The following is a 26,150-nucleotide window of genomic DNA, read 5'->3' as shown; positions in this document are numbered from 1 at the left end:
CCTTAGTGTCAATCGTTTTCTCTCAAACCCCTCATTTATCAATTCCATTCATTGTCATTTTGATTGTCTTCGGTCTCATGGGATCTATGTTACCTGGTGGCAACACATTCTCCAAAGTCGTCTATACAAGCATTGAAATTGGGTTAATCTTGTTTGGGGCTACATTTGGATATCTACAATTTTGGCCTTTGCTGTTGATTGTAGTGTTAATTCGCAGTTGCTTCTTGTTTGAGGAGTCGGGACGTTACTTGTTAGCTACTTTGGTTTTTTTCCTATTTTTGATTTTAAAAGCTAAATCTGTCAGCAGTATTGCTTTTTCCTCATCATTCTCAGAGCAAGGAATATTTTGGTTGAACCAATTGAACCATACATTTCTGTTTGGTGTGGGGTTATTGTTTTTGCTGTCACTAGTGAATACAGTATTTACCGAGCGCCAAGTTCAAGAACAACTGACTATTGCTCACAAGCAACTACAGCAATACGTTGTGCAAGTTGAAGACTTGGCTGTCGTGCGGGAACGCAATCATATTGCCCATAATATTCATGATTCTCTTGGACACGCTTTAGCTGTTCTGAATATTCAACTCCAAAGCGCTCTAAAATTTTGGCAAGTTGACCTAGATCAAGCTCATCGGTATATTTTAGAGTCCAAACAACTCGGTTCTTTTGCCATGCAAGAGATTCGCCGTTCAGTCAATACCTTGCGTGTAGACGTACCAAAAGAGCGATCGCTCCAGATGGCGATCGCTTTCCTCGTGCGAGAATTTCATCATGTTACAGGCATTTTGCCTACCACTCAATTGAATTTAACTTCTGCATTACCTCTAGAGGTGAGCAAAACAATTTACCGTATCATTCAAGAAGCACTAACAAATATTTACAAACATGCAGAAGCAACAGCAGTTCATATTCAGTTAAGTGCAATTCCAGAGCAGGTGTATCTGACTATAGAAGACAATGGCAAAGGCTTTCAATTAGATCAGCAGTCAATGGGGTTTGGACTGCAAGAAATACAACAAAGAGTTACCCTCTCAAAGGGTCAATTCCAGATAGAAAGTGAGCTAGGGACAGGCTGCTGTATTACTGTGAGACTACCTTTATCAGAATTCCCCAGCAATACACCACAGCCACTAGGTTCAAATAGGAAAAATCTCACTCGATTGATATAAAGACAGTGCTGCTGTACATGATATTCATTCGCAGTAATAGTTAAGTCTTAAGTTAAGTGAGTTTCTACTTTGAATTCCTTAACTTTCCTGTATCGACTTTTATCGTTGTCAATTTTATAAAGATAACAGAACACCTGAAATCAAGGATTTGAACTGATGAATCAAGGTTAATCTGTCAGTAAAAGCTTCTGAATATTTGAATCTCTCGATTAATTTGTCAAATTTGATAGAACTTACACATATAAACTTTGTGTAAGTTTTTTCCTTCATGCTGTTTTACTACCCAACAAAACAGAAAACTCATCTAAGTGAAAAGTTTTACATCACATCAACTAGTAACTAGGAAAAAAATATGCAACCACAATGGGATAACTATTTGCAGACATACACTAACAAAGCTTATCAATATACAACACTAGTAGAACATACAGGGGTATTGATATCCTTTGCAATGGGTAGCGATCGCCGAATATATTACACTGTTCTTGACCAACAAGATGAACCTAACCCAATTGATGCGCGAAATTGGTCATCTACACCCCAAGAGTTGATATTTCCTAATGAAATTACCCAAGTTGGGTTTGCGATTCTGCCTAACAAAGTTTTACCAACGGTGAGAAGTAATGGTCAACCTGCAATTAATCGTTTGGAAATCGATTTCTTTCGTTCTACAACCGCTAGACTGACAGCCGATGCGCCATTCCAAGCCTTGAGTGATGGACAATATATTTACATCTTCCGTCAGTCTATTGATGGTAATCATCCTGATAATATTACCGTCACTAATTCAGATAGCTCAACACCGATTCCGATTGTCGATCGCACACTTTTAGTAGATAGATTTATCCTTTCCGGTACACAACTCAAAACAGCTAGAGAAGTTCGCTATCGTCGCAGTCGCCATAAAATTCTCAAAAATGGTGCAAAGGATACTCTCGGCGCTACAGATATGGATAATCGTCCATTTTATGAGCCAACTATGGAGTTAAATTTTATCAGAAATTTGGTTGATGGACGGTTTACAGTTTTACAACTCCCAACGGGTATTCCAGATATTAAACGTTGGCAGATATTTGCCCATAATCAACAGACTAACAGAATTGATGCGTACAATATCGAACGTTCTGCTGATGGCTTTTTCAATACTCAAGGTACAGAAAGTCCAGATGCGTTTGCGAAAATGGGTTATGCAGAAACAGCTATAAAACTGGATGCAGATACCTATATTGCAGGTAAAGCGCAAGTCCTCAACAAACAAGAGTTTAATATTTCCGCTTGGATTAAACCAGAAACTACTGGTGTAATCTACTCAGAAGGAACACCAGCAGCAGTTTTCCAAATTAGGTTGGTAGAAACTCAGTTAAATACTGATGGACAATTTCTTCCTGGTTACGGTATTCAGGTAACTGCTAACTCTAAAACCGTGACTTCTGCTGCCAATGCGATCAAAATGGGGCAATGGAATCATATTAGTATTTCTCTGGCTCCGGCTCCAGATAATATCAATGCACCTGCAAATTCTGGTATGGTGAAAATTCAAGTAGGGGATGCAGTTGTTAATGGTGAAGGGGAAGACAATCAATATTTATTGTTTCCTACCACTGCTGAAACGACAACTTACATGGTTGTGGGGAGAAATGTCGGTTCTTTATACGGTGGTTCCCAACCTGCTTTACCTATTGTTGCAACTGTTGACGAATTATCGATTTGGGAACGGGAACGTTCAGAACTGGAAGTTAGAGAAACGAAAAAGTTCCGCAAGGCGGGGAATGAACCAGGTTTACTTACCTATTGGCAATTTGACGAAGGTAATGGCACAACTGTTTACGATCGCACTGACACACTCAATAATGGTATTGTCGAAGGACAAGCCGAGTGGGTACAATCTGACGCACCTGTAGGCGATAATCCTGGTATCCAACGGACAAGTTTTGGATTTGGCGATCGCACTGTGGCAGGTAAAGGTATCTCGGCTGTGTTGTATTATCAGCAAGAGGAAGTACCTTCAGGACATGATGGCACACCCGCACCCATCAAGCAAAATGCCCGTGTGTTAGTTGCGGTAGCCACAGCACAGGAAAATGATGACAATAAAAAAATAGCTGTTCTGGACTTTGCTGTGAGTAAACGGGGTCGATTATCGCAAATTCCCGATAATATCAATCTACCGTTGATAGACACAAAGACAAAAGACCCGAATACCTTTATCAACCAAATCATTCAATTAGAACAAACAGAAATTCCCAATACCCAACGAGAAATTGATTCTCTCAATAGAGAAATTGCTACGCAACAAGCAACAATTCAAAGATTAATTATAGATAGGACAAACAGTGAACGACTGAGAGCAAATCTCGAAAACGGTACAGGTGTTACAGGATATTCCCAGCCTCAATTTACAGGTGCTAGTCAAAGATTAGGCATCGGCGAACATCCAACATTACGGATTGCGATTAACTCTGTAAAACCAGATCCAGGTTTGTATGTCATCCTCTATGAACAACCAAACTTCCAAGGTGCTTCTCGCGCCCAATATGAGGACGAAAATAGATTAGGTGGCACTTATTTCCTGAGTAATTACATGAGTGCGAGGGTGCGTACTACTGCAAGTTTTCAAAATCAACTGAATACTTACAACTCGCAAATCGACGACTACAACCAACAAATTACCAACATTCAAACGGTAATTATTCCTAACTTAAATAAGCAGCTGATAGCACAAACAGAACATCTGCAAAACCTCAGAGCCAGACTAGCAGATTTACGCGCCCAACTGCAAGGTAAATTTGCTTTCCCCATGCGCTTAATTCATATTGACCCCAATGGGTTGAATTTGGTGGGGGGATTGCTAGATTTTGCTTGGACAAATGATGCACCGCAATTATTTGAAAGTGCTAACGGAATGCTGCGGTTGTATTTCCGAGGTGATGCAGACCAATTTTTTGCTGTTAGTTACAACACCAATGTTGCCCGTGCTAGCATTTTACTTTCTAATAGTGTGCAATTGCGGGAACGTTCTCCAGGATTGGGACGCAGTGAAGTTAAAGTGATTATGGCTAGTGATGCCAATCCTGATACTACTACGGTGAAGATTACCGATGGGGAAGATGCTAATACTTGCAATGTCACTTTAGAAAATAGCTTGCTGCAAATTACCGAAACTTGGCAACGAGTCCCCCGCAACCCGATGGGATTGGCAAGAGTGCTGAGTGGACAGGCGCGGGATGTGGTTTATCTCGGTCGTTTGGGTGCTGCTGTCACAGGCAAAGTTGATACAATTACTCTGGCGGAACCTGCGACTCAACGCTACGAACAAGGTGCAACCCTGGTAATTGGTGTAGGAACTCTCACCTTAAGAAAAGCGATCGCACCAGGGGACAAAGAAGTTAGCATTAGCGAAATTACCTTTACAGATACCTTACCTGCTGGGACAACCATCAACTTGCTGGAATACGATTATGACAGTTACAGCAGCTTCAGCAATACAGGCACGCTGATGAATGCTCCTTATAATCTCAAATTTGGTTCGGTTTTGGTAGAAGTGGCTGGGGTATCCAACACAGGTAACATTGAAAATATTGCTACCCGTCCTCTGACTGGCTTATCTCAACCCAACGCTTGGATTTCTGACACTCCCGGAAATGCGTTGCAAATTCGCAGTGGACATTTAAGCGGCGATACGAACGAGTTATCAAACCAAGGCGACATTTCCCTAGAAGCTTGGATTCGTCCCGATAAAGACATCTCTCGTAACATCACTTGGATTGTCTCCCAAAATTCGCCCACATCTAGATATTCCTTGGGAGTTCAAGGAAAGCCTGTAAATTCTGCCTTCCGATTCAACGGACAAAGTGACTACATCCAAGCCGCTAACCTGAACTTGGCGAATCAATCCTTCACTATCGAATTTTGGGCTAGACGAGATTCCGCCAACCTCAATGCTTTCTTTTCCACAGTTCTCACCCAAGGTAGACCTACCAATAATAACCAACTACACTTCGGTTTCCGCCAAAATGGAGTCTTTACCTTCGCCTTCTATAACAACGATTTAAACACTCAGCCTAATGTAGCAAACGATACTAATTGGCATCACTGGGCTTGTACTTATGATGCCCAAAGCCGCAAACGGATTATTTACAAAGATGGAGAAATGGTAGTAGAAGATATCGCTACCGCCGCTTACCAAGGTACAGGGGCATTACTAATTGGCGTAATTGAGAATCCCAACAAGCAGTTTTACTTCCAAGGTGCAGTTGATGAAATCCGGGTTTGGGGGAAAGTACGTAGTCAAAGAGAAATTAATGACACCAAAAATTGTCGTTTAGATGGCAATGAAGCAGGATTGCGGGCATACTATCACTTTGAAGATGGAACAGCAAGCGATCGCACTGGTAACACTGCCAATGATGGGCAAATTTTCGGCAGTCTCCCCAGAGTCGAATCAGGACTGACAGCTTATAACGTTGTCGCCGGCGTGAGAAACCGCTACCTCAGCACCACTGAACCCATGTGGACAACTACCTGGGAACACATCGCCGCCACCTACGCCGAAGCTTATGCTTTAAGATTTAATGGTGTAGATAATTACCTTGACTGTGGCAATCAAGTGGGCTTGGGTGTAGACAACGAACTAACAATTGAACTGACTGTAACTCTGCCTAACAACAATCAAATGTTCCACCCCTTGTTGCAAAAAGGTAGAATTGGCAGAGACAACCCCGAACTCACTGCTTGGCTATACGTCAGACGAGATTCGGCGACAAACTACAGCCTGTGCTTTGGTTATGAAGATAATCAACAACCACGCCTCATCATTGCTTCTGTTAACGCACCTACCCCTGGTACTCCGGTGAACATCGCCGTCACAGGCAGACAGAGTGATAATGGCTACACAGTTAATTTATACTGGAACGGACAATTAAAGGGAACTGGCTCTAGTAGCGGCAAACCAGTTACCAGTTTACAATCCTGGAAGTAGGCAGGTGTAATGGTATACCTCAAGGGGCAAGCATTGTTAATGGTTATCCCCGTTATCTGTTGGGAACCATCAGCAGCTTGCGGGTGTGGAACCGTGCTTTAAGTATGAGCGAATTGCACCAAAATAATAGCGATCGCGATAAATTAGCAGGTGAGTGGCGCATTAATGAAGGTTCCGGTAACACTACCGCCAATTTAATCGGTAACGATGAAGCCAGAATCATCGGTGCGACTTGGGTTGCTGACCCTGCACCCACAGCTACCAGGCTGGAATTATACATCAACGGTATCCCAGCCCAGGTTAACCCCATCAATGCTGTCACCCTCCCAGAGAATCAGTTTACCTTGGGTCGAGATTTTCGGGGCGCAATTGATGAAGTCCGCATTTGGAAACAATTCCGCACCCAAGAACAAATTCTTGATAACCTGTTTGGACAACTCAAAGGCGAACGAGAAAACCTGCTAGCTTACTACGAATTTGCATCCGATCCCACAACCGCAGGTAGAGTCACTACCGTCAATGACAGCAGCTTACGCGGTCATCACCTCACAGCTAGCAATAATGCCGATATTCAACATATCTTCTCCCGCGCACCTTTGTCTGATGATATTCCTTTAGTCAGGAATGCACTAGGTAGTTTAAGGAACAGATACCAAAGTCAGATTACCAGCCGTCCTGCGATCGCCGAATACGCAGACATCCAAACCGCCAACAACGGCGAAATCACCGGAGTTCATAAACGCTGTTACAGCTTCATTCAAAATAATCATTGGTATCTGTTGACAGGTTACAAAGTCGGCAATTTAATTACCGAATGGATTAGTCAAGTCCAATTTGACCCCCAAATCAAAGGTTTCATCGAAGGTGCGCCCCCCGTTCCCTCGGAAAACTTAACAGCCGGGCCGATTGATGATTCTTCCAGTACCTACATTAATACCACTTCTGTCGAATTTGTCGAGGCTGATAGTGTTTCTTATACCATTTCTGCCAGTAAAGATAGTAGTTTCACCTCCTCCTTTGAAGCATCCATAACTGGCGAAGTTAGTCAAAACATCGATGGTGTAGTTGCTCCTTTGGGTTTTGGATTTATCACCAGAGATGTGATTGCTGGTGGTGTGAAATTAGGTGCTGCAACCAAATTAGATACCGAGTTGAAATGGTCGAGTAACCAGCAACAAAGTAACATCACCAATGTCAGCAAAATGACCACCGTCGGCTTAGGTGGCGCTTGGGAAGATCCAAATATTGACCGACGGCTCAATAAAGCGATGCCTCGCCGTTACCAACCCTCTAACGTTGGTTTTGCCTTAGTAGAATCGGAAACTGCCGATATGTATGCCATCCGCTTGGCATACAACCGCGCCCTAGTCGCCTTCCGCATGGTTCCCAATCCCAATATTCCCAAAGATACCAATATCATTCCTTTCCCCATCAGACCTGGTTACACCAAGCAAGGCACACTCGATGGTGCTGTGGGTTATGACCAAAACGGCAAGGTACTAGATCCAGATTATTCCGAAGCTACTACCTACGGCGAGTACAGCTACTTCAAACCCAGCGAAGCTTACGCCCTGCGCCAACGCATTCAAGAGGAAGAAACCCGCTTGCGTACCTACTACGAAGACTTCCGCACCACACCCCCCGGTGCAACTGGTGTCTTAGCTGGAGGACTCACAGGCGCGATCGCCGGAGCCTCAGTTGCAGGCGCAGCTGCCCCCTTTGTAGCAGCTGCGGGAATTGCCGCCGGTGGTTTAATCGATGCTTTGTCTTCCAACAACGGTTTACCAGAGCAATACAGCAAACGTAACTTAGTCAACAGCTACATCTGGACAGCCGATGGTGGACTGTTTGCCGAATCAACAGAAACCACAGATATACAGCAAGAATCTACCAGTGGAGCTTATAATTTCACCGGTAACGCCACCTTCAGTGCTGCCGCCACTGGAGAAGTAGTTGGTGTCAGTTTAAACGTAGAAACTAAAGCATCCTTTGGTGGTAGCCTCAACCTCACTAAATCCAAAACCAAAGAAGCCAGCCAATCTTTTAGAATTGATCTGAGAAATAACACCCCAGGCGATTTACAGAGATTTAGGCTGGATGAACGGGGTAACTTGGTGCGAGATGAAGCCAGTCGTCCCATCCGCGAATATGATGCCAATGGTAATCCTTTGGATACTCCCGGTAAAGTCAACGCTTATCGCTTCTTGAGCTTCTACCTCACCCCAGATATACAAAATTACGACGCTTTCTTTAATAATGTCGTCGATCCCATCTGGTTAGAGCAGAATAATTCCCCCAATGCTCAAGCACTCCGCCAAGCACAACAACCCGAAGGCGGCCCCGCTTGCTGGCGCATCTTCCATCGCGTTACCTTCGTCAGCCGCATCCTTCCAGAATTCCCCGACCCCACAGCCCCACCTCTAGATCGGGCAATTCAGAATACTGACTTGAGCAGCAGTTACGAATTAATCAAGTTAATTGAGCCATTTCTCCGTAATACTACGGCTAATGCTGGCGAATTTGATGCTGCTGTCAGGAATGCCATCCGAGTTCATTTGCCAGAGTTATCTGAGGGTTTAACTCAGGAGGTGGTGTTGGCGTTAGCTAATTACTTCAATGTGGAGGGAGTGAATTAGTTAACCTAGACAGTAACTATCTTCATATGCTATTGTCTCAGGGCGGTTGAGAGAGCTGCATTTGCGGTTCGTTGAGGTAAAACTCACTCGGCTGCCATTTTTTTGTTCACTTCTATGCCATAGTGACCTAGAAAAGTATATAGCTAGCTTGTTTTGAATATCGTCAAATAGCGACAGCAGAAGAATCTACTATGTTAAATTGAAAACCTGCAAAACGTTAATTTACTGTTAATGAGATTCTTTGTGATTTACGAAATCTCCATCAATTCCATACATTTGTTTGAAAGTTCGTCTGTCATTGACACAAATTCTACATCAATACATATAAATCCAAGAAGCTCAATCTTCTCCCTCATGCGTTGATTGTAGAATAGGGTACGGTCTATAAACTTTTGAATTAGGTGTTTTTCATCCTCACCTACATTATAAAAATTACTTTCACGCTTGATTCGGTTTTGGAAAAGTTGGTCGCTAGCCGTAAGCCAAATTGCTTTAACACCATTAGAGCCAACTAAATTCGCTACAAATTCTGGCCATAACGCAGAGCCTTCAAGTATAAGGTATTCCCTTGATAATTGAAACGCATAAGAATGAACAATAGCTTCGACAATAGGCAACACATTTTTCTCATAATGCGATAATACATCTAAAAAAAGAGCGTCAACAGACCGAATCCTATAATATTCTGCTACATACTCTGGAATCGCCTTTCCATTTGCACCCACCCAAGGACGACCGGGATGCCGAGCAAGTTTATCCATGGAACGATAACTCCAACCAAGCTTCGCAGCCAAAGATAGGCCCAGGGTTGATTTGCCTGCATGAGAGGAGCCGCCAATTAAAATTACTCGTGTTTCATTGATTGATTTATTCATAAACCCTTATCTAATGTTTGTGTTGCAAGAAATTACAAGCACACTAGATATAGTAGGTTAAAGGTTAAAATTTTCCCGTTAAATCGGGAATTCCTGAATAAGTATTTAGGATTAAGTTACGTTAGGTTGCAGTGGTCAAAGTTGAGTTAGGGAACTCTAAAAAATAAATTGTTCCAATTTCTGGACTCAACACAACTGTTTTTTCCCCTGCCCCCTGCTTACACAACGATGGAATATTTTTTGACTTAGAAGTCCCTTATTATTTGGAGTGATCGCGAGCGTAAAAATCCAACAAATTTTTCAATTATTCAGGGATGTACAGCCTCATAACAAAGGCGATCGCGAATTATATATAGCTCGTGAGTTAGTAAACGAGCAATGAGCTACCCTAAAAATATGACTGGTGAGGCAATCCTGCTATGAGTGTCATAATCTCAGACGAAATCCTGCAAGCATCTAGGTTTACTAAGAGTGAGTTTCGCCAAGAAATTGCATTATATCTGTTCCAAACAGGTCGCTTAAGCTTGGGCTATGCCAGCCAACTAGCAGATATGCAAGCAAACGACTTTCGTCAACTGCTGAAGCAGCGAAATATCCCTCTCTATTCTTATATCTTGCACCTCTCTGGATAAACCACTAATACACGAATAGAGGGTGTAAGAAAGTGACACCAGAAGCGAAAATGAGCTTACGTGATACTGAGAAATTAATATAACTGTATTATTTAGGAAATTACGCAAACAAGTAAGGGTGCAGGTGATCGCCAACTTGGAAGACTGCCTGGATTTGCACATCAGATCCGAAATATGAGAAAAAAGGGCGTGAATAGCATTATGGAAAAGCAAGAACAATGAAATCAATTCTTGCCCACGCCCAAGGGTTAGTTTACACCTTAGTGTCGTTGATGCCGTCTACATACCAACAACAAAACCTAGAAGCGATGTTGGGGTTATTTTTGGAGGCGCAAGGATATCCCTTACCTGAACATAGTAGAAGTAAGTCTGCCAGTGCCTTAAGTCGATTTCTCAATATTTACGACTGGTCAACCAAGAGTGTAATTCGCACAATTCGTGCGCGCATCATGCAGGAGATATTGTCCGAGTGCCCAAAGGGGCGCAAACCGTTTTTACAGGTGATGATCGACCTCACAACTGTGGAAAAATTTGGGAAATTCAAGTCTTTTAAGAATTTAATCAGTGTCTATAACGGAAAACGAGGGTTGCATTTGGTTGTGGTGTATTTGGTCGTTGGTCAGTGGCGAGTACCTTGGAATTTTCGTGTTTGGAGAGGCAAGGGAACTACTTCACCCGCACAGTTAGGATTAAAGCTAATCAAGTCATTACCCAAAGCTTTAACCAAACATTTTAAGGTGATGATTTTAGCAGATACTGCCTTCGGAAGTATTGAGTTTCTCCACGGGTTACGTAAGCTTAAATATCACGCCGTTGTTGGAGTACGGATTGACCGTAAATTACTCGATGGGCGTATTTTACGACATTTACATAAACGCGGACAGCAAGTACGATTCGTGGGTTTAAAGTTTCCTGTTACAGTGTCTTGGTATTATCTCAAACGTGATGATGGCAAGTTGGAGAAAAGGTTTATTCTATCTACTAGACCTCTCAAGGCGAGTACTATTAACTGGTGGGGTAAGCGTCGCTGGCAAATTGAGGGTTGGTTTAAAATTGCAAAGCATCGTTTTGGGTTAAACCGCTTCGGTCAAGGAAAACTTTTGGGCGTTTATCGCTGGTTAGTACTTTCGCTAATTGCTTATATTTTGGCGCATTGGGCTTATTTATCGCTTGCCACTACAGATCTACCTGATTGGGGACAAGCTGCACAAATTGCTATTCAAGCTTGCTTGCCAGGATTTCTTGTGTTTTCAATTTTACTGAATCTTGAACGAATGCGTTCTTTCTTACTTAGTCAAGATATTAACATTCATATTTCCAGATGCAAGATATAAGTATTCCTACGACGTTGAAGACTTTGAACTTGACTTGAAGAATCTGCGGGAGTTGGGACGGCTTTGATTGTAATTAGCGATACATCTGCGCTCACGAATTTAGCAGCAATTCAGCACTTGCACCTTTTGCCCCAACTCTACAAACAAGTCATCATTCCCGAAGCGGTATATCGTGAACTTGCAGACATTGATCCTCCCGTTCCAGGAACCCTCGAAGTACAAGCCACTTCTTGGCTAGAAGTCAGACAAGTTGTGAATCGTAATGCTGTTAAACAGCTTCAGCACGAAGTCAGGCTAGATCCTAGAGAATCTGAAGCGATCGCCCTTGCCCTAGAACTCAATGCCGATTTACTGTTGATTGATGAGCGTCGTGGTAGAGCACAAGCCAATGTTTGAGGTTAAGGATTACTGGGTTGTTGGGTATTTTGGTTGAGGCCAAATACCAAAATTTAATTGTTGCTATTAAGCCGTTAATGGATGCCCTAATTACTACGTCGGAGTTTAGAGTATCTTCATCTCTATACAATCAGATTCTAGAGATGGTGGATGAAGCTTGATGTTCAAGGGGATTTTGGACAGTATGGTGATCGCTTCCGTGGTCAAGGTTGAGTTATTCTTTGCTGTGAGCGATCGCACATTAGTATAGACTGTAAGGCGCGATCATTAATCTCCAAGCCTGTAGACGTAAGCGGGTCGGGGTGAAAATAGATTGAGCATCGCATCATCTGCTGTCCAGAAGTTTGCAGACTCTGCCTTGGCACAGGCTAAGAAAACAGCATCATACAGCGTGGGCATTCCATGTTGTTCAGCGAGTTGCCAAGCGTTGAGTCGCAGAGTTTCGGTATCGATGTAGTCAATCGGTAGGCTGATGTAGGCGGTGTAGAGTTGGTCGGCTTCAGTGGAGGTCAGTAGCTTAACTCTCACTTTTTTGCGAAGAACCGAACCCACCTCCACCCAAGCAAAGCATGGTGCTACAAGTCTGGTTTGCTGAGTTAAGGCATTGGCGATCAGTGCGATCGCTTCTGATGTTTGTTCATCTGGGCAGAGGTACTTCATCATCACACTGGTATCGATACACAGTGCCTCAGTCACGTCTACCTTCTCCTTCGCGCAGTTGACGAATTAGTGGTACTGGATCGGGATGAACCCCGGTGCGCTGTTTGACCTGCTCTCGAATGGTTTGAATTTGTTTATGGGCTGCCCAAGCACTACGCCACTTCATTTCTTTTTCCAGCGCTTGAACGACTAGATCGTTGAGAGATTCATCGTCTCGCTTCAATGCCCGGATTTTTTGAAGCAATTGTGCTGGGAAGCGAATTGTTAAGGTTTCACGTTCCATGATTACACCTCATGCAACCAAATTATGATACCATCTTATATAACCTTAATGGATGCCCTGATTGCGATGTCAGAGTTTGGAGTATCTTCATCTCTATACAACTAGATTTTAGAGATGGTGGATGAAGCGTAATTTCCAAGGGGATTGGGGACAGTATAGTGATCGCTTCCAAACTGATTCTGAAAGCGATCGCATTGAAACTTCAGCAACAGTTAAGGACAAGTTTAGACATTCATATAACCACCATCTACAACCACATCTGCTGCTGTCATGTAGGATGACTCATCACTAGCTAGGAATACAACAGCTGAGGCAATTTCTTCAGCTGTGCCAAAGCGTCCTAATGGTGCTGACTGTTTGATATACTCCCCAAAACCGTTGAGTGCTTCTTGGGATAGTCCCATCTTGCCCTGAAAATTGGTTGGGACAAAACCAGGACTAACGGCGTTGACTCTAATTTTGCGATTCCCTAGTTCAGCTGCAAACGAACGGGCAAAAGAACGAACAGCCGCTTTAGTAGCAAAGTATACGCTACCCATTGCTGCACCTTTTTCATTCACGGCTGACGCATTTAAAATCACGCTAGCACCTTCTGTTAGCAATCCCGAAAGCTTCTGCACGGTGAAAAAGACACCCTTCACGTTTACATCAAATTGATCGTCATAGAATGCTTCGTCAATTGTTTCTAGAGGGGCAAATAATCCAATGCCGGCATTGGCAAAGAGAATATCAAGGCTCTCGAATTCTGATTTGACTCGCTCTGCTAAAGTATCGAGATCGTTGAGCGATCGCACATCTGCCTGTACTGGAATCACATTGGAGCCAAGCTTTTGGACTGCTGATTGCAAACGTTCTGCATTTTGCCCAGTAATGATAATTTTTGCTCCTTCTGCGATAAACTGTTTGGCAACCTCAAACCCAATACCTGTACTACCGCCTGTAATCACAGCTGTTTTGCCATTTAAGCGTGCCATAGGGGTAAATCCTTATTGGTGTATTAGGTGAAACTTTAACCGATTGGTATAAGTTTTGTCAAAAAAATTATACCAATTTGAAAAAAGAATGCGACAGATAGACTAACAGAACTCTTATGCACCAAAGAGTTTCCCAATCCGTCTTGAAAAGCTTTAAAGTTCCCTCCGGGACGCTGCTTTGTAGACGCACCCAAGCGGGAAGCCACTCCGTGTCTACAAACTTTTCGCAAAATCCAAAATCCAAAATGGTATTAGCTTACTTTGAGTTGTGCCATTGTTACAGCAACAGCACTTTGCAAAAGTGTTTCATTATCTAATACTCGACTCAAGAGCGCCATGCCTTGGGTCATACAAAGCAACATCCGAGCAAGATCATGTGGCTGTGCTGTAGCACTAAGTTCACCTACTGATTGAGCGCGCATGAGTGCAGTGCAGTAAGCATCTTCTACGAATTGCAGATAACGACGTAAAGTTGCTGCAATCTCGATCTCACTGGTATCAAAGTCTGCAATATTATTACCCAACATACAACCTTTACTTTCTGCTAAGGAATGGTAGTGTTGTAGATTGAGTAAGAATCTTTCAATATTGGCTAGAGGAGAACCAGGAGCTAGAAGCTGATCTCGAATTGATTTCACTTCCGTCTGAAAGTAGTACTCTAAAGCTTTGAGAAAAAGTGATCGCTTGTTGCCAAATGTATCATACAGGCTCTTTTTACCAATTTCCATATGTTCAAGCAATTCAGAGAGGCTCGCCGCCTTATAGCCTCGCGCCCAAAACACTTCCATCGCCTTGGAAAGGGCAATTTCAGGATCAAATTGTTTTTCAGGTCCTCTACTCATAAAATGAGTGTAACACAACTTAAACCAATCAGTCAAAGTTTTGTGAGTTCCTTTAACGTATAGTAGTTTGGAGAAGTAGGACTTACGCAAAAAACTCTCAAACTCATATTTCTCCATGTACTCTGCGTCCTCTGCGGTTTGTTTTTTCGTTAGTTGTGCGTAAGTCCACAGAAGGCTAACAGTTATACCATTTTGAATTTTAGATTTTAGATTGGGAAACTCTTTGTGCCTAAGATTGCTGATCGTTTTCAAACTCTCCATACCTACAACTTCTTGAAGTACCTGGCGATCGCTAACAGCCCAAAACCCAGCTTTTCATAGGTACAACGTGCCGGGGCATGGCCAGGATCGCCTCCGGTCTCAACCATAGCAACGGACATCCCAGCAGCTTTCATCCAATCAAGAGCGAATTCTATTAGAGTGCTGCCAATGCCTTGACGTTGATAGTCTGGATCGACGGCGATCATGTAGATTTCTCCCAAGCTGCTTTGGGAGTGGAGTTTCACGGCTACAAAGCCCACAGTTGAACCAGAGTTGATCGCGACCTACACCTTTGTATCCTCGGCAATACAGACTTCTTCGACAGCATGAAGCTGGCTGACATGCCAACCGTCAGGATAGAATGAGTGGTACACCTCAAAGTCCATCGCTTTCTGAATCGAATCAAAGACCGGAGTCCATGCCCGAAGCGAGAGACTCTTGATGACATCAAGTTGACTCCTGTCGTATGGTTCAATTCGCATTTCGGTATGAACTCCACTTATACGCGGTATCAGCAATTAAAACAAATCCAAATCAGTCACTGCACCAAGACTGCTAGAAGATACCAACTTGGCATACTTGGCTAACACACCCTTAGTATAACGAGGTGGGCGAGGTTGCCAGTTTTGACGACGACGAGCTAATTCTTCATCAGATAGGTGCAGTTGCAATAAACGAGCTTGGGCATCAATGGTAATGGTATCACCTTCTTCTACTAAGGCGATCGCACCGCCCACAGCTGCTTCTGGTGCAACATGTCCGACAACCATGCCGTAAGTACCGCCAGAGAATCTGCCATCGGTGATTAATCCCACAGAGTCACCCAAACCAGCCCCGATAATTGCTGAGGTGGGAGCAAGCATTTCCCGCATTCCTGGGCCGCCTTTGGGCCCTTCGTAGCGAATCACAATCACATCACCAGCATTGATTTTTTTGGCAAGAATAGCATCTAAGCAAGATTCTTCCGATTCAAAAACTCGTGCTGGCCCAGTAATTTTCGGGACTTTGACACCAGTAATTTTTGCTACTGCTCCTTCTGTGGCTAAATTACCTTTCAGCACAGCTAAGTGTCCCTGAGTATACATCGGGTTGTGCCAAGGACGAATCACATCTTGGTTAGCTGGTGGTTCTTCTGGTACTTCTGCTAATACTTCTGCAATAGTTTGACCAGTGATAGTTAAGCAATCACCGTGCAGTAAATCATGTACAAGTAACATTTTCATGACCTGGGGAATACCACCAGCTTGATGTAAATCCGTAGCTACATATCTACCACTCGGTTTCAAATCGCACAACACCGGAACACGGGCGCGGATAGTTTCAAAGTCGTCAAGACAAAGTTCAACGCCAGCAGCACGGGCAATTGCCAAAAAATGCAGCACGGCATTTGTAGAACCTCCCACTGCCATAATCACAGAAATCGCATTTTCAATTGATTTACGAGTGATAATCTGATGGGGTAAAATTTGCTTACGAATTGCTTCTACTAGGACAAATGCCGATTTTTCTGTACTGTCGGCTTTTTCTTCATCTTCTGCTGCCATTGTTGAAGAGTACGGCAAACTCATGCCCATCGCTTCAAAGGCAGAAGACATGGTGTTTGCTGTATACATGCCACCGCAGGAACCAGCACCAGGACAGGCGCGACGCTCAACTTCCAATAATTCACTCTCGTCTATTTTGCCAGCGCTGTATTCGCCTACCGCTTCAAAAGAACTGACTACGGTTAAATCGCGTCCATTATAGTGTCCGGGTTTAATTGTACCGCCATAAACAAAGATAGCAGGTATGTTCATCCGAGCGATCGCAATCATTGCTCCTGGCATGTTTTTATCACAACCGCCAATCGCCAGCACTCCATCCATTGTTTGCCCATTGCAAGCAGTTTCGATGGAATCGGCAATTACTTCTCGCGATACCAAAGAGTATTTCATCCCCTCGGTTCCCATCGAAATGCCATCGCTAATGGTAATTGTGCCGAATACTTGTGGCATTGCTGAGGCATTCTTGATGCCATTTTCTGCCCGTTGCGCCAGTTTGTTGATCCCCATATTGCAAGGGGTAATGGTACTGTAACCATTAGCAATGCCAACAATGGCTTTAGTAAAATCCTGATCTTGAAAACCCACAGCACGCAGCATGGCACGGTTAGGTGATCGCTGTACTCCTTGGGTGACAACCTTGCTTCTCAAGTTTTCTGACATTTTGATATTTCCTTAGGGTTCCTGAATTATTAGATAGCAGAAATCGGAAAAGTATAAAAACTTTCCTTTCTCTTTATCCATTTGTTATGGGAGTATCGTACGTGGATATTTTTCAGATGTCCAATATATATTTGTTGAAAATTAAAACTTTTAAAATATTAAAACTATGGAATTACGACACCTGCGCTATTTTGTTACTGTGGCGGAGGAACTACATTTCAGCCGTGCTGCTGAACGATTACACATAGCGCAACCGCCTTTAAGTCAGCAAATTCAACAACTAGAAACGGAGTTAGGAGTAGAGTTATTTCACCGCAAAACTAAGCGACAGGTGCAGTTGACGGAAGCAGGAAGGGTATTTTTACAGGAGGCTTATCGACTGTTAGCGCAACTTGAACAGGTGATCGAGTTAACGCGGCGCACAGGTAGGGGTGAAACAGGACAATTGCGTGTAGGGTTTATTAGTTCTGTCACCTATGATGTGTTACCTGCCATCTTGCAAGCTTTTCGCCAGCAGTTTCCAGGGGTGGAATTAATATTGCAGGAGTTAACGACAACAGAACAAGAAAAAGCTTTGCAAAATCATCGTATCCAAGTTGGTTTTGTGCATTTACCTTTAGAAGATGACAGCTTTGCGAGTGAGTGCATTCAGCAAGAAAATCTGGTTGTGGCTTTACCTGCAAATCATCCTTTAGCGAAACAAGAAAAAATTGCAGTGCGATCGCTTGGGGATGAATTGTTTATTTTATTTCCGCGTCATTTGGGAATTGGACTTTACGACAAAATTATGGCTTTGTGTGAGCAAGGTAATTTCACACCAAAAGTTGCTCAACAAGCTATTCAAATGCAAACAATTATCGGGTTAGTTTCGGCTGGGATGGGTATTGCCATTGTGCCTGCTTCGTTGCAAAATCTCCAGCGTATGGGAGTTGTGTATCGAGCGATCGCCCAAACAACACCGTTGGTAGAAACAGCTGTGGTGTGGAAAGCAGAAGAAATCACACCTGTACTGTGGCAATTTCTTACTGTTGTTAGGAAAATCACAAGCCGTAAACTAAAGTTCCACCTTAAAACTTAAACTCATTCAATAATGATTTCCATGCCCCAGATTCCATCAGTCGAATCAATCCAAAATCCATAGGCGCGCCTGCTTCGGCTTCAAGGGAGAGTCATCGAAAATCCAAAATTGGATGACTCACGCATGAATTGTGCCATCTGGCATAATCGCACCCTGTAACAAAGTTCCAGTCAGATAAGCCCCATACAGATTAGCTTTTTCTAGATTGGCGGCGGTAAAGTCCGCATCTGTTAAGTCTGCCATTTTCAGATGCGCTCCATGCAGTGTAGCTCCTGTCAGCTTAGCTTCAAACAGATTTGCTCCATTGAGGTTAGCTTCTTTAAGGTTGGCTCCTGTGAGGTTGGCTCTAACCAGAGATGCTTCTCTGAAGTTTACTCCTGTCAAGTTGGCTTCGCTTAAATCAACTTCACTCAGAGATGCTCCTTGGAAATTCGCGCCACTCAGATTTGCTCCATACAAGTAACCACCGATGAGGTTGACACCTTTGAAATTTCTTTCTCCCGACTGATAACGTCTGAGAAGTTCATCTATGTGCATTGCGATCGCTTTAAAACTCCTTTACTTTAATATATAGTGTGGCTCGCATCACAATATGTATCAGTTATTTGTGTTACTTAATATTTCTGCTAGAGAAAATATGATTGTTAGTTAGCAACTGCTTGATGATTCGGTAATGGGTAATTGGGATATATTGCGATCATCAAAAGAGCGCTCCTAAGCTGCGCAAAACTGACGTAACGGAGCATTGTAGTGGGAACATGGAGTGATTATCGGAAGTTGACATTATAAATTAGACCAAATAAATGTGCTATTTGTTACTCTTAAAATATATTTTTAAGTATATATATTTAAAAAATTAACTAAAATAGTTATATTTTTTTGTCAGAAATTAATTGTAAATCTACGGCAGCTTTACCCAATTAGGTCTTCTGGTTTCTTAAACTGTGCTTATAGAAACACGTGGTTGTATTTAGACAAGGCGTAACCAGGGATAGCATCTAGTGAAATTTTGATTACCAGAACCCTACACCTGCAATCAAACCAACTCAAATAAAACATAAAAGGTGTATCTGTATAAAGTTACACTAAAAGCTAATGGAGATTACAGCAGTGAAAAATACAGTAAAAAGACTTTTAATAGGCATTTCTATAGTTGCTGGTATGAGTGCGATCGCTACTTCTCCAGCACATGCGGTTGATTTTACTTTTAATAACTCCAACGAAACCAACACCTATACCGGTGGATCAGATGGAGTATTTATCGGCAAAGACACAACAGCAGCAGCTAAAGCCCTGAGTGATGGTGATGCTTCTTCTAACGTTGAACTTTGGTATAGTAGCGAAACTCCAACTGCTAACGTTGGTTTTACTGCTACAGAAGGAAACTATAGCGCAACTGTTAGTAGTGTCACTGCTGCTGACTGGAATGACTTTAGTTCCCAATGGCTAAATGATCTATTAAATGCCTATCAACCATTTCAGTCTGTCTGGAATGCGTTTTCCGGTACTACCAAATCACTCATTACAAGTTATCTTCCTTCATTAGGGATGGGAGATCCTAACATTGGTGGTTTCCAATTCGGTGAAAATGGCGGTGTCCAATTACAATTGATCGGTCACTTGGATTTGAAGACCAAACTGTTAGATCAAATTAACGCTCTTTTAAAATTACCATCAGCACTGCTTCCACAGTCTCAACGTGCTGATCTCACAAATTTTAAAAATGCCTTAAATGCCTATCAAGGACAAATTGCAGCCAGTGAAATTGCTAAGGTTGTGACTAGTGGTAAAACTTATTATGCTTATAGCTTTAGTGCTGTTGCATCTGGAATTACAGCCTCTGACGATGGCAAATCCTACAGTGCTATTTATAACTGGAGTACACCTGATTACGTTGCTAAAGTGCCTCCGAAATCAGTACCTGAACCCTCTGTCATGCTTGGTTTACTAAGTATTGCTGGTGTTTTTGTGACCCAACGACAGCTAAAAAAAGCACAGACATAATTAAAGCTACCGTTCTTACAACAGAAATTTCTAACAGGAGCAACTAGCTCCTTTTTTTATTTATATCCTTATCATAGCTTGTTTTAGCTTACCATACTCCTATTTTTGCAACCTCTCCTGCCATTTGTGAGTTTATAGTCTATGCTAGTGGAATCTGCTTAGTATCAGGGTGTAAAAAATAGTTATGAGCATTGTTAGTAGTTGGTAGTCTTAACTACTGAAAACAGAGACAAAGTTGCATAGGAAAGGAAAAGCTTTTATCATCCTTCCTGACTAGCTTCAGTCCATGATGGTTGTTAGTACTAGCATTTAGAACACCTATCATGATAAGTTTTAAAAAAATGATAAGATACCACATATTTCTAAATTTTTGCTTAAAATTTTTTATTGCATATTTAAATTGATGTTTTAAGTTAATATCTAGTAAGCATTAGTAATCATGCAGCTAAAGTAATTCGTATAGTATTTGTATCTGCTTTATACTTAAAATCTTCTATTTTAGATATGAAATTATTTAATATGGCAAAATTTATTTACTTTTAACCTACTATCATTAGGTGAAAATGACAGATCAATTAATTAATATTAAACAGCAGTTCCCATCACATAGAGATAAAAGAATATTACTAATCGAAGACAATGACATCAATAGAATGCTACTTAGTGATTATCTTAGTTACTGTAGATATGAAGTCCAAAGTTTGCCTGAAGGATCACAGTTTTTCTCGATCATAGAAAAATTTCAACCTAATTTAATTTTATTAGACCTGAAACTACCAGATATTGATGGTTATTCTCTGCTAGAAAAAATTCAGCAGCGCTCTGATTTACAATACATACCTATATTTATAGTTTCAGCCTTTGCTTTTAAAACAGATCAGGAAAAAGCCATGAAATTAGGCGCTCGTCGCTACTTCGTTAAACCTGTAAACTTAACTGAGTTGATTCTGGCAATTGAAGAAGAGTTAGCTTGCCAGTGTATATAAAAATTTATGTTAAAAATGGTTCCCTACTCATTTTTTTGTCTTGCCATAAATTCTTCAAAATTTTGGCTAAGATTTTGTACAGAGTTACCAATTTGTGATATCTTTAATTGTACTTGTGTTAACATGAGCATTGCCGATTGTAATTCGTTAAGCGTTTCAGCAATAGCATCGCGATATTGATTCTCAAAGTCGTCTATATTCATTTTTGCTCCTAATACAATCAATAAAGAATTAAGGTTAAATATTCACTACGTTTATAAGAGTTATCTCGTCGTTACAATCATTGTCATGGCTAGAGAAATAAGGAAATAAAGCTTATCATTACGAGCTTTTTACCTGATTAAAATAGCATAACTATTTCATTTCACTGCACTAATTTTCAGCTATGAGTGCATATTTTAGATAATACAAATTCTAATTTAATTAGAGATTTTAAAAATCCGTTATTTTGCTTAATGTTTTGTGAAATAACAATATAAAAAATATTCAATATTAAAAGTTTTAGATAATTGTCACTTTATAAAAAATCAGTTTTTACTTTTACTATATCGATCTTTACTTATTATTTAAAAACTCACTGAAATCGAAAATAAAAATTTAATGCTCAGAAAAGCATAATATTCACAGCTAAAAATAGTAATTTTACTTAAAATAAATATAGGTAAATTGTAAAGTTACCAATCTCTGATTGTGACAACATCTACTCAAATACTACCACTACTTAAAGATCCACAACGCCTAGAAAATCGTCTAGCCGAAATTCCACCAGAACCAGGAGTTTATTTGATGCGAGACGGGAGCGATCGCATCATATATATAGGTAAATCACGAAAGCTGCGATCGCGTGTCCGTTCCTATTTTCGGGAATCACAAAAACTCACTGAACGTATTGCCACAATGGTAAGACAGGTGACAGAAATTGAATTTATCGTCACCGATACTGAAGCTGAAGCCTTAGCACTGGAAGCTAACTTAATCAAGCAACACCTGCCATACTTCAACGTACTTCTAAAAGACGATAAAAAGTATCCCTACGTTTGCATCACTTGGTCAGAAGACTACCCACGTATTTATATCACCCGCAAGCGCCAACTTAGTAACCAAAAAGATAAATACTATGGCCCCTATACAGATTCTCACTTATTGCGGGAGATTTTGCGCCTCTGCAAACGGATATTTCCCTTGCGTCAACGTCCCCAACCACTATTTAAAGATCGTCCTTGCTTAAATTTCGATTTGGGACGCTGTCCGGGTGTGTGTCAGTCGCTGATTTCCCCAGAAGAATACCGCAAAATTGTGCAAAAAGTGGCGATGGTGTTCCAAGGAAGAAGCAGTGAACTCATCGACATCCTCACGGAACAAATGCACAAGCAAGCAGAATTGTTAAATTTTGAAGCTGCGGCGCGGTTTCGTGATCAAATTAACGGGCTAAAGTCTTTAAGTGCAGAGCAAAAAGTATCCTTACCAGATGATACTGTTTCTCGTGATGCGATCGCTCTTGCAGCCGACAATCAGCACGCCTGTATTCAATTATTTCAAATTCGCGCTGGAAAATTAGTTGGACGTTTGGCTTTTGTTGCAGAAGTACCCACCCTTTCCTCCCCCTCGAAAGAAGGGGGGTTGATGGGAGCAATTTTACAACGTGTCTTGGAAGAACACTACCAAACTGCCGAAGCGGTAGAAATTCCCACAGAAATTTTAGTGCAACACGAATTGCCAGAACCGGATATTTTGGCTGATGTGCTAACACAGCGTAAAGGTAGAAAAGTGACGATTGTAGCTCCCCAACGTCAAACTAAGGCAGAATTGATTGAGATGGTAGAGCGAAACGCTCAGTACGAATTGCAAAGAATGCAAAAATTGAGCGATCGCAACCAACAGGCGATGGAAGATTTAGCTGCTATCCTTGACTTACCCGAATTACCTCATCGTATCGAAGGTTATGATATTTCCCATATCCAAGGTTCAAATGCTGTAGCTTCTCAAGTTGTATTTATTGATGGCTTACCTGCAAAACAGCACTACCGTCATTACAAGATTAAAAATCCCACAGTTACTGTTGGACACTCGGATGATTTTGCTAGTTTAGCCGAAGTTATAGGACGTCGCTTTCGCAAGTATGCTGAAGATCCGCAACTACAACGGATTGGGAATCCTGACTGGCCTGATTTAATTATGATTGATGGGGGCAAAGGTCAGCTATCATCAGTTGTAGAAGTCTTGCAAGAAATGAATTTATTGGAAGACTTACGTGTGATTAGTTTGGCGAAAAAGCGAGAAGAAATCTTTTTACCGGGAGAGGCTGAACCACTCACCACTGATGCTGAACAACCAGGAGTCCAACTTTTACGACGGTTGCGAGATGAGGCGCATCGTTTTGCTGTCAGTTTTCATCGTCAACAACGCAGTGATAAATTGAAGCGATCGCGTTTAGATGAAATTCCTGGTTTAGGACACCATCGTCAAAAGCAACTTTTGGGACATTTTCGTTCTGTTGATTATATTCGCCAAGCTACACCTGCACAACTAGCTGAAGTTGCTGGAATTGGCCCACGCTTAGCCCAAGAAATTTATGATTATTTTCATCCTGCTTGAGTTGCAGATATTTCTATATAAGTGTGGAAGAAAAGTGATTTTCTCTTACACCCTCACACTTTTAAGTTCATTAAGGAAATAAGAAATGATGGGTAATTGACAATTGGGGAAACCCATTATCCATTACCCATTACCCATTACCCATTACTATTCATTAGATTAGCAAACGCTGCTAATGGCGTTCATCTATTAATCGAAATATTTCCTTAAATTTTCTCACGGAAGTTTAATCACAACTCCCCTAGCAACAAAAAATAGGCACTAGCTATAAATTAACACTTTGTTACTATAACCAATAAAGTGTTAATTTTTTGTCTTTTTGTTACTCACGCTACTTTTTATAAAAGCATTTCATGGAGATATCTATAATATATAGACTATTTTTTGGGTAACAAAGTCTAGACAAACATATAAAGTCAGAAACATCAGGACTATTATCATTTAGTGCCAAATAGATAAGTCACAGTTCAGTGTGAACTGGCTGAATTATACAAATTTTTATTTTTTTTCGCTTTATCCAAGTTTTCACTGAATCTATAAGAAACATCACTACTATAAAGCTATAGTTCTCAAGCCAGAACACTCAGGGATCACCGAATCTATAAGCAGCAGGGATATAAAGAATAATTTTTATATCCAAAGTGGGATGGTTATAGAGTATAAATATTAAGATAATAAAAAAAATACCAAACATCAAAGCTTTATAGTTTAGCTTGATATTGAGCGCAGAAAGAAAATTTGATTTTTGTCAAAAATGTAAAACTAAAAAATTAGTGAATTTGATTATAGACACAGCTTTTACAAACAACCAAGTTATGAGCATAGTTAGGGGTTCTCAAATGCAGACAGTACAAAAAATTCACTGTCCAAATTGTGGAAGTGAAGGTGAAAGACATTATATTTTGGATAGCCAATTAACACGAACGCAATGCCAAAACTGCGACTACTTAATGGTATGTTGCACGCTTACAGGGAAAGTAATTGAAGCTTATGCCCCTGGAATTTATGCACGTCGATCATTAAGTTAGTAGATAGTGGATAGTGTTTAGTGGTTAGTAGTAAAAAACAATCAACAACTAACTACTAATTACAGACGCGAGGAACATCGCGTCTCTACCCACTAACTACTAACAAACCTACTCTTTATTTGCCCGTAATTGTCCGCAAGCAGCATCAGCTTCTAAACCACGAGAATAGCGTACGCTTACAGCGATATGATGTTGTTTGAGGACTTTGACAAAGGCTTGAATACGATCGCGATTCGGGCGTTGATAGTCAACTTCAGAAATCGGGTTATAGGGGATTAAATTGACATGAGTTTGGAATCCCCGCAGTCTTTTTGCTAACTCAACAGCATGTTCTGATAAATCATTAACACCAGCAAGCAGAATATATTCAAAAGATACTCGCCGCCCTGTAATCTCGACATATTCGCGACATTCAGCGAGTAGATGGTCTATTTTGTAGGGGCGGGCGCTAGGAATGAGTTTTTCCCGCAGTGTTTGATTAGGTGCGTGTAGACTCACCGCCAGAGTCACTTGCAATTGATTTTGGGCAAGCTGACGGATGCGATCGCGTATTCCCACAGTCGAAACAGTGATGTTACGCTGTCCAATTCCCACATCTTGATTTAGAGATTGGATTGCAGCCAGGACATTATCTGTATTTAGTAAGGGTTCACCCATACCCATAAATACAATATTGCTAACCCGTTGCTGAAAATCTTCTTGAACACTTAGCACTTGATCGACAATTTCATGACGTGCCAAATTGCGCTTGTAACCACCTTTACCAGTGGCACAGAAATCACACGCCATTGGGCAACCTACTTGCGTAGAAACACAAACCGTCAGACGCTTTTCTGTAGGAATACCGACAGTCTCAATAATAAATCCATCAGCAAGTTTTAAAAGATACTTAACAGTGCCATCAGGGGCTACTGAACGATAATGTATAGTAGAACGTCCTATGGGAATTTCTGTAACTTCTGCACGCCATTGTTTAGGGAAGACAGAAATATCAGTAAGCGATCGCACTCCCTTGTTATAAATCCAATCATGTAGCTGCTTGCCTCGATAACCTGGTTGTCCTTGTTGTTGCACCCAAGCAGTTAACTCCGTTACAGAAGCACCCAGCAACGGTGGAATAGTTATTTTTTGAGTGGGTGACTCAACCTGAGACAAAACAGACGTAGCAGACATAATTAATCACAATTTGACGCTGGCATATATATGCTATCTCAA

The 26,150-nt window shown here is 41.6% G+C and carries 21 protein-coding genes and 1 pseudogene; 12 read left to right on the top strand and 10 right to left on the bottom strand.

All coding sequences use genetic code 11. The annotated features are described in order from the left end of the window. Positions 1–77 precede the first annotated feature (77 nt). The 3 genes from RS893_RS03025 (at position 78) to RS893_RS03015 (ending at position 8,783) form a co-directional block, all read left to right on the top strand. Positions 78–1,169 carry a sensor histidine kinase gene (locus RS893_RS03025; RefSeq protein ID WP_315789787.1) on the top strand — a complete coding sequence of 364 codons (1,092 nt, stop codon included), beginning with the start codon at positions 78–80 and terminating at the stop codon, positions 1,167–1,169. A 352-nt stretch (positions 1,170–1,521) separates the two neighbouring features. Further along, the gene (locus tag RS893_RS03020) at positions 1,522–6,147 is read left to right on the top strand and encodes a LamG-like jellyroll fold domain-containing protein (protein ID WP_315789785.1); all 4,626 of its coding nucleotides are present in this window, start codon (positions 1,522–1,524) and stop codon (positions 6,145–6,147) included. 83 nt (positions 6,148–6,230) lie between these two features. Next, positions 6,231–8,783 (top strand): LamG-like jellyroll fold domain-containing protein, encoded by a 2,553-nt coding sequence (locus tag RS893_RS03015; protein WP_315789784.1) that lies wholly within the window; start codon positions 6,231–6,233, stop codon positions 8,781–8,783. A gap of 248 nt (positions 8,784–9,031) precedes the next feature. Here the strand turns inward: RS893_RS03015 and RS893_RS03010 are convergent, their stop codons facing one another. After that, the gene (locus tag RS893_RS03010; RefSeq protein ID WP_315789783.1) at positions 9,032–9,658 is read right to left on the bottom strand and encodes a 2-phosphoglycerate kinase; all 627 of its coding nucleotides are present in this window, start codon (positions 9,656–9,658) and stop codon (positions 9,032–9,034) included. Between the two features lie 419 nt (positions 9,659–10,077). On the opposite strand from RS893_RS03010, the gene RS893_RS03005 reads away from it, so the two are divergent. The 4 genes and pseudogenes from RS893_RS03005 (at position 10,078) to RS893_RS02990 (ending at position 12,181) form a co-directional block, all read left to right on the top strand. Further along, entirely contained in the window at positions 10,078–10,290 is a 213-nt protein-coding gene (locus tag RS893_RS03005; protein WP_315789782.1) for a UPF0175 family protein, read from the top strand. Between the two features lie 218 nt (positions 10,291–10,508). Continuing rightward, positions 10,509–11,573: pseudogene (locus RS893_RS03000) on the top strand (transposase); the annotation flags it as partial. 114 nt (positions 11,574–11,687) lie between these two features. Beyond that, positions 11,688–12,020 carry a hypothetical protein gene (locus RS893_RS02995; protein WP_315789779.1) on the top strand — a complete coding sequence of 111 codons (333 nt, stop codon included), beginning with the start codon at positions 11,688–11,690 and terminating at the stop codon, positions 12,018–12,020. Then, positions 12,017–12,181: a DUF3368 domain-containing protein gene (locus RS893_RS02990; protein WP_315789777.1), complete on the top strand. Its 165-nt coding sequence runs from the start codon at positions 12,017–12,019 to the stop codon at positions 12,179–12,181. Before RS893_RS02995 ends, RS893_RS02990 begins: the two co-directional genes overlap by 4 nt. Positions 12,182–12,287: 106 nt before the next feature. Here RS893_RS02990 and RS893_RS02985 read toward each other — a convergent pair whose 3' ends face one another. The 6 genes from RS893_RS02985 to ilvD all read right to left on the bottom strand — a co-directional run bounded on the left by RS893_RS02985 (position 12,288) and on the right by ilvD (position 17,244). Then, positions 12,288–12,716, bottom strand: a complete 429-nt coding sequence (locus RS893_RS02985) for a type II toxin-antitoxin system VapC family toxin (protein WP_315789776.1) — start codon at positions 12,714–12,716, stop codon at positions 12,288–12,290. Continuing rightward, entirely contained in the window at positions 12,709–12,963 is a 255-nt protein-coding gene (locus RS893_RS02980) for a YlcI/YnfO family protein (RefSeq protein ID WP_315789774.1), read from the bottom strand. Before RS893_RS02980 ends, RS893_RS02985 begins: the two co-directional genes overlap by 8 nt. Before the next feature lie 224 nt (positions 12,964–13,187). Next, positions 13,188–13,937: an SDR family oxidoreductase gene (locus tag RS893_RS02975; protein ID WP_315789772.1), complete on the bottom strand. Its 750-nt coding sequence runs from the start codon at positions 13,935–13,937 to the stop codon at positions 13,188–13,190. A 251-nt stretch (positions 13,938–14,188) separates the two neighbouring features. Beyond that, positions 14,189–14,779 (bottom strand): TetR/AcrR family transcriptional regulator, encoded by a 591-nt coding sequence (locus tag RS893_RS02970; RefSeq protein ID WP_315789770.1) that lies wholly within the window; start codon positions 14,777–14,779, stop codon positions 14,189–14,191. 263 nt (positions 14,780–15,042) lie between these two features. Next, complete coding sequence (locus RS893_RS02965) at positions 15,043–15,318, bottom strand: GNAT family N-acetyltransferase (RefSeq protein WP_396336451.1); 276 nt, start codon at positions 15,316–15,318, stop codon at positions 15,043–15,045. Between the two features lie 240 nt (positions 15,319–15,558). Beyond that, positions 15,559–17,244 (bottom strand): dihydroxy-acid dehydratase, encoded by a 1,686-nt coding sequence (gene ilvD / locus RS893_RS02960; protein ID WP_315789768.1) that lies wholly within the window; start codon positions 17,242–17,244, stop codon positions 15,559–15,561. 166 nt (positions 17,245–17,410) lie between these two features. Here ilvD and RS893_RS02955 point away from each other — a divergent pair, with 166 nt between their 5' ends. Beyond that, complete coding sequence (locus tag RS893_RS02955) at positions 17,411–18,322, top strand: LysR family transcriptional regulator (protein WP_315789767.1); 912 nt, start codon at positions 17,411–17,413, stop codon at positions 18,320–18,322. Positions 18,323–18,439: 117 nt separating this feature from the next. On the opposite strand, the gene RS893_RS02950 is transcribed toward RS893_RS02955, so the two are convergent. Continuing rightward, a complete protein-coding gene (locus tag RS893_RS02950) occupies positions 18,440–18,859 on the bottom strand; it encodes a pentapeptide repeat-containing protein (protein ID WP_315789766.1) in 420 nt (139 codons plus the stop codon). A gap of 573 nt (positions 18,860–19,432) precedes the next feature. On the opposite strand from RS893_RS02950, the gene RS893_RS02945 reads away from it, so the two are divergent. Together RS893_RS02945 and RS893_RS02940 are read left to right on the top strand one after the other, a co-directional pair. Further along, a complete protein-coding gene (locus tag RS893_RS02945; RefSeq protein ID WP_315789765.1) occupies positions 19,433–20,326 on the top strand; it encodes an NF038130 family PEP-CTERM protein in 894 nt (297 codons plus the stop codon). Positions 20,327–20,889: 563 nt separating this feature from the next. Further along, positions 20,890–21,312 carry a response regulator gene (locus RS893_RS02940; protein ID WP_315789764.1) on the top strand — a complete coding sequence of 141 codons (423 nt, stop codon included), beginning with the start codon at positions 20,890–20,892 and terminating at the stop codon, positions 21,310–21,312. 23 nt (positions 21,313–21,335) lie between these two features. On the opposite strand, the gene RS893_RS02935 is transcribed toward RS893_RS02940, so the two are convergent. Then, a complete protein-coding gene (locus RS893_RS02935; RefSeq protein WP_315789763.1) occupies positions 21,336–21,515 on the bottom strand; it encodes a hypothetical protein in 180 nt (59 codons plus the stop codon). Between the two features lie 487 nt (positions 21,516–22,002). On the opposite strand from RS893_RS02935, the gene uvrC reads away from it, so the two are divergent. Both uvrC and RS893_RS02925 read left to right on the top strand, forming a co-directional pair. Next, positions 22,003–23,907, top strand: coding sequence for an excinuclease ABC subunit UvrC (uvrC, locus tag RS893_RS02930; protein WP_315789762.1), 1,905 nt, complete (start codon positions 22,003–22,005; stop codon positions 23,905–23,907). Between the two features lie 839 nt (positions 23,908–24,746). Beyond that, a complete protein-coding gene (locus tag RS893_RS02925) occupies positions 24,747–24,935 on the top strand; it encodes a replication restart DNA helicase PriA (protein WP_315791851.1) in 189 nt (62 codons plus the stop codon). A 108-nt stretch (positions 24,936–25,043) separates the two neighbouring features. On the opposite strand, the gene rlmN is transcribed toward RS893_RS02925, so the two are convergent. Further along, positions 25,044–26,108 (bottom strand): 23S rRNA (adenine(2503)-C(2))-methyltransferase RlmN, encoded by a 1,065-nt coding sequence (gene rlmN, locus RS893_RS02920; RefSeq protein WP_315789761.1) that lies wholly within the window; start codon positions 26,106–26,108, stop codon positions 25,044–25,046. Positions 26,109–26,150: the final 42 nt, after the last annotated feature.

It is taken from the genome of Fischerella sp. JS2, from assembly GCF_032393985.1.
GTDB lineage: Bacteria > Cyanobacteriota > Cyanobacteriia > Cyanobacteriales > Nostocaceae > Fischerella.
The sequence above is the reverse complement of the archived record's forward strand: the minus strand, read 5'-3'. Positions and strand labels throughout refer to the sequence as shown.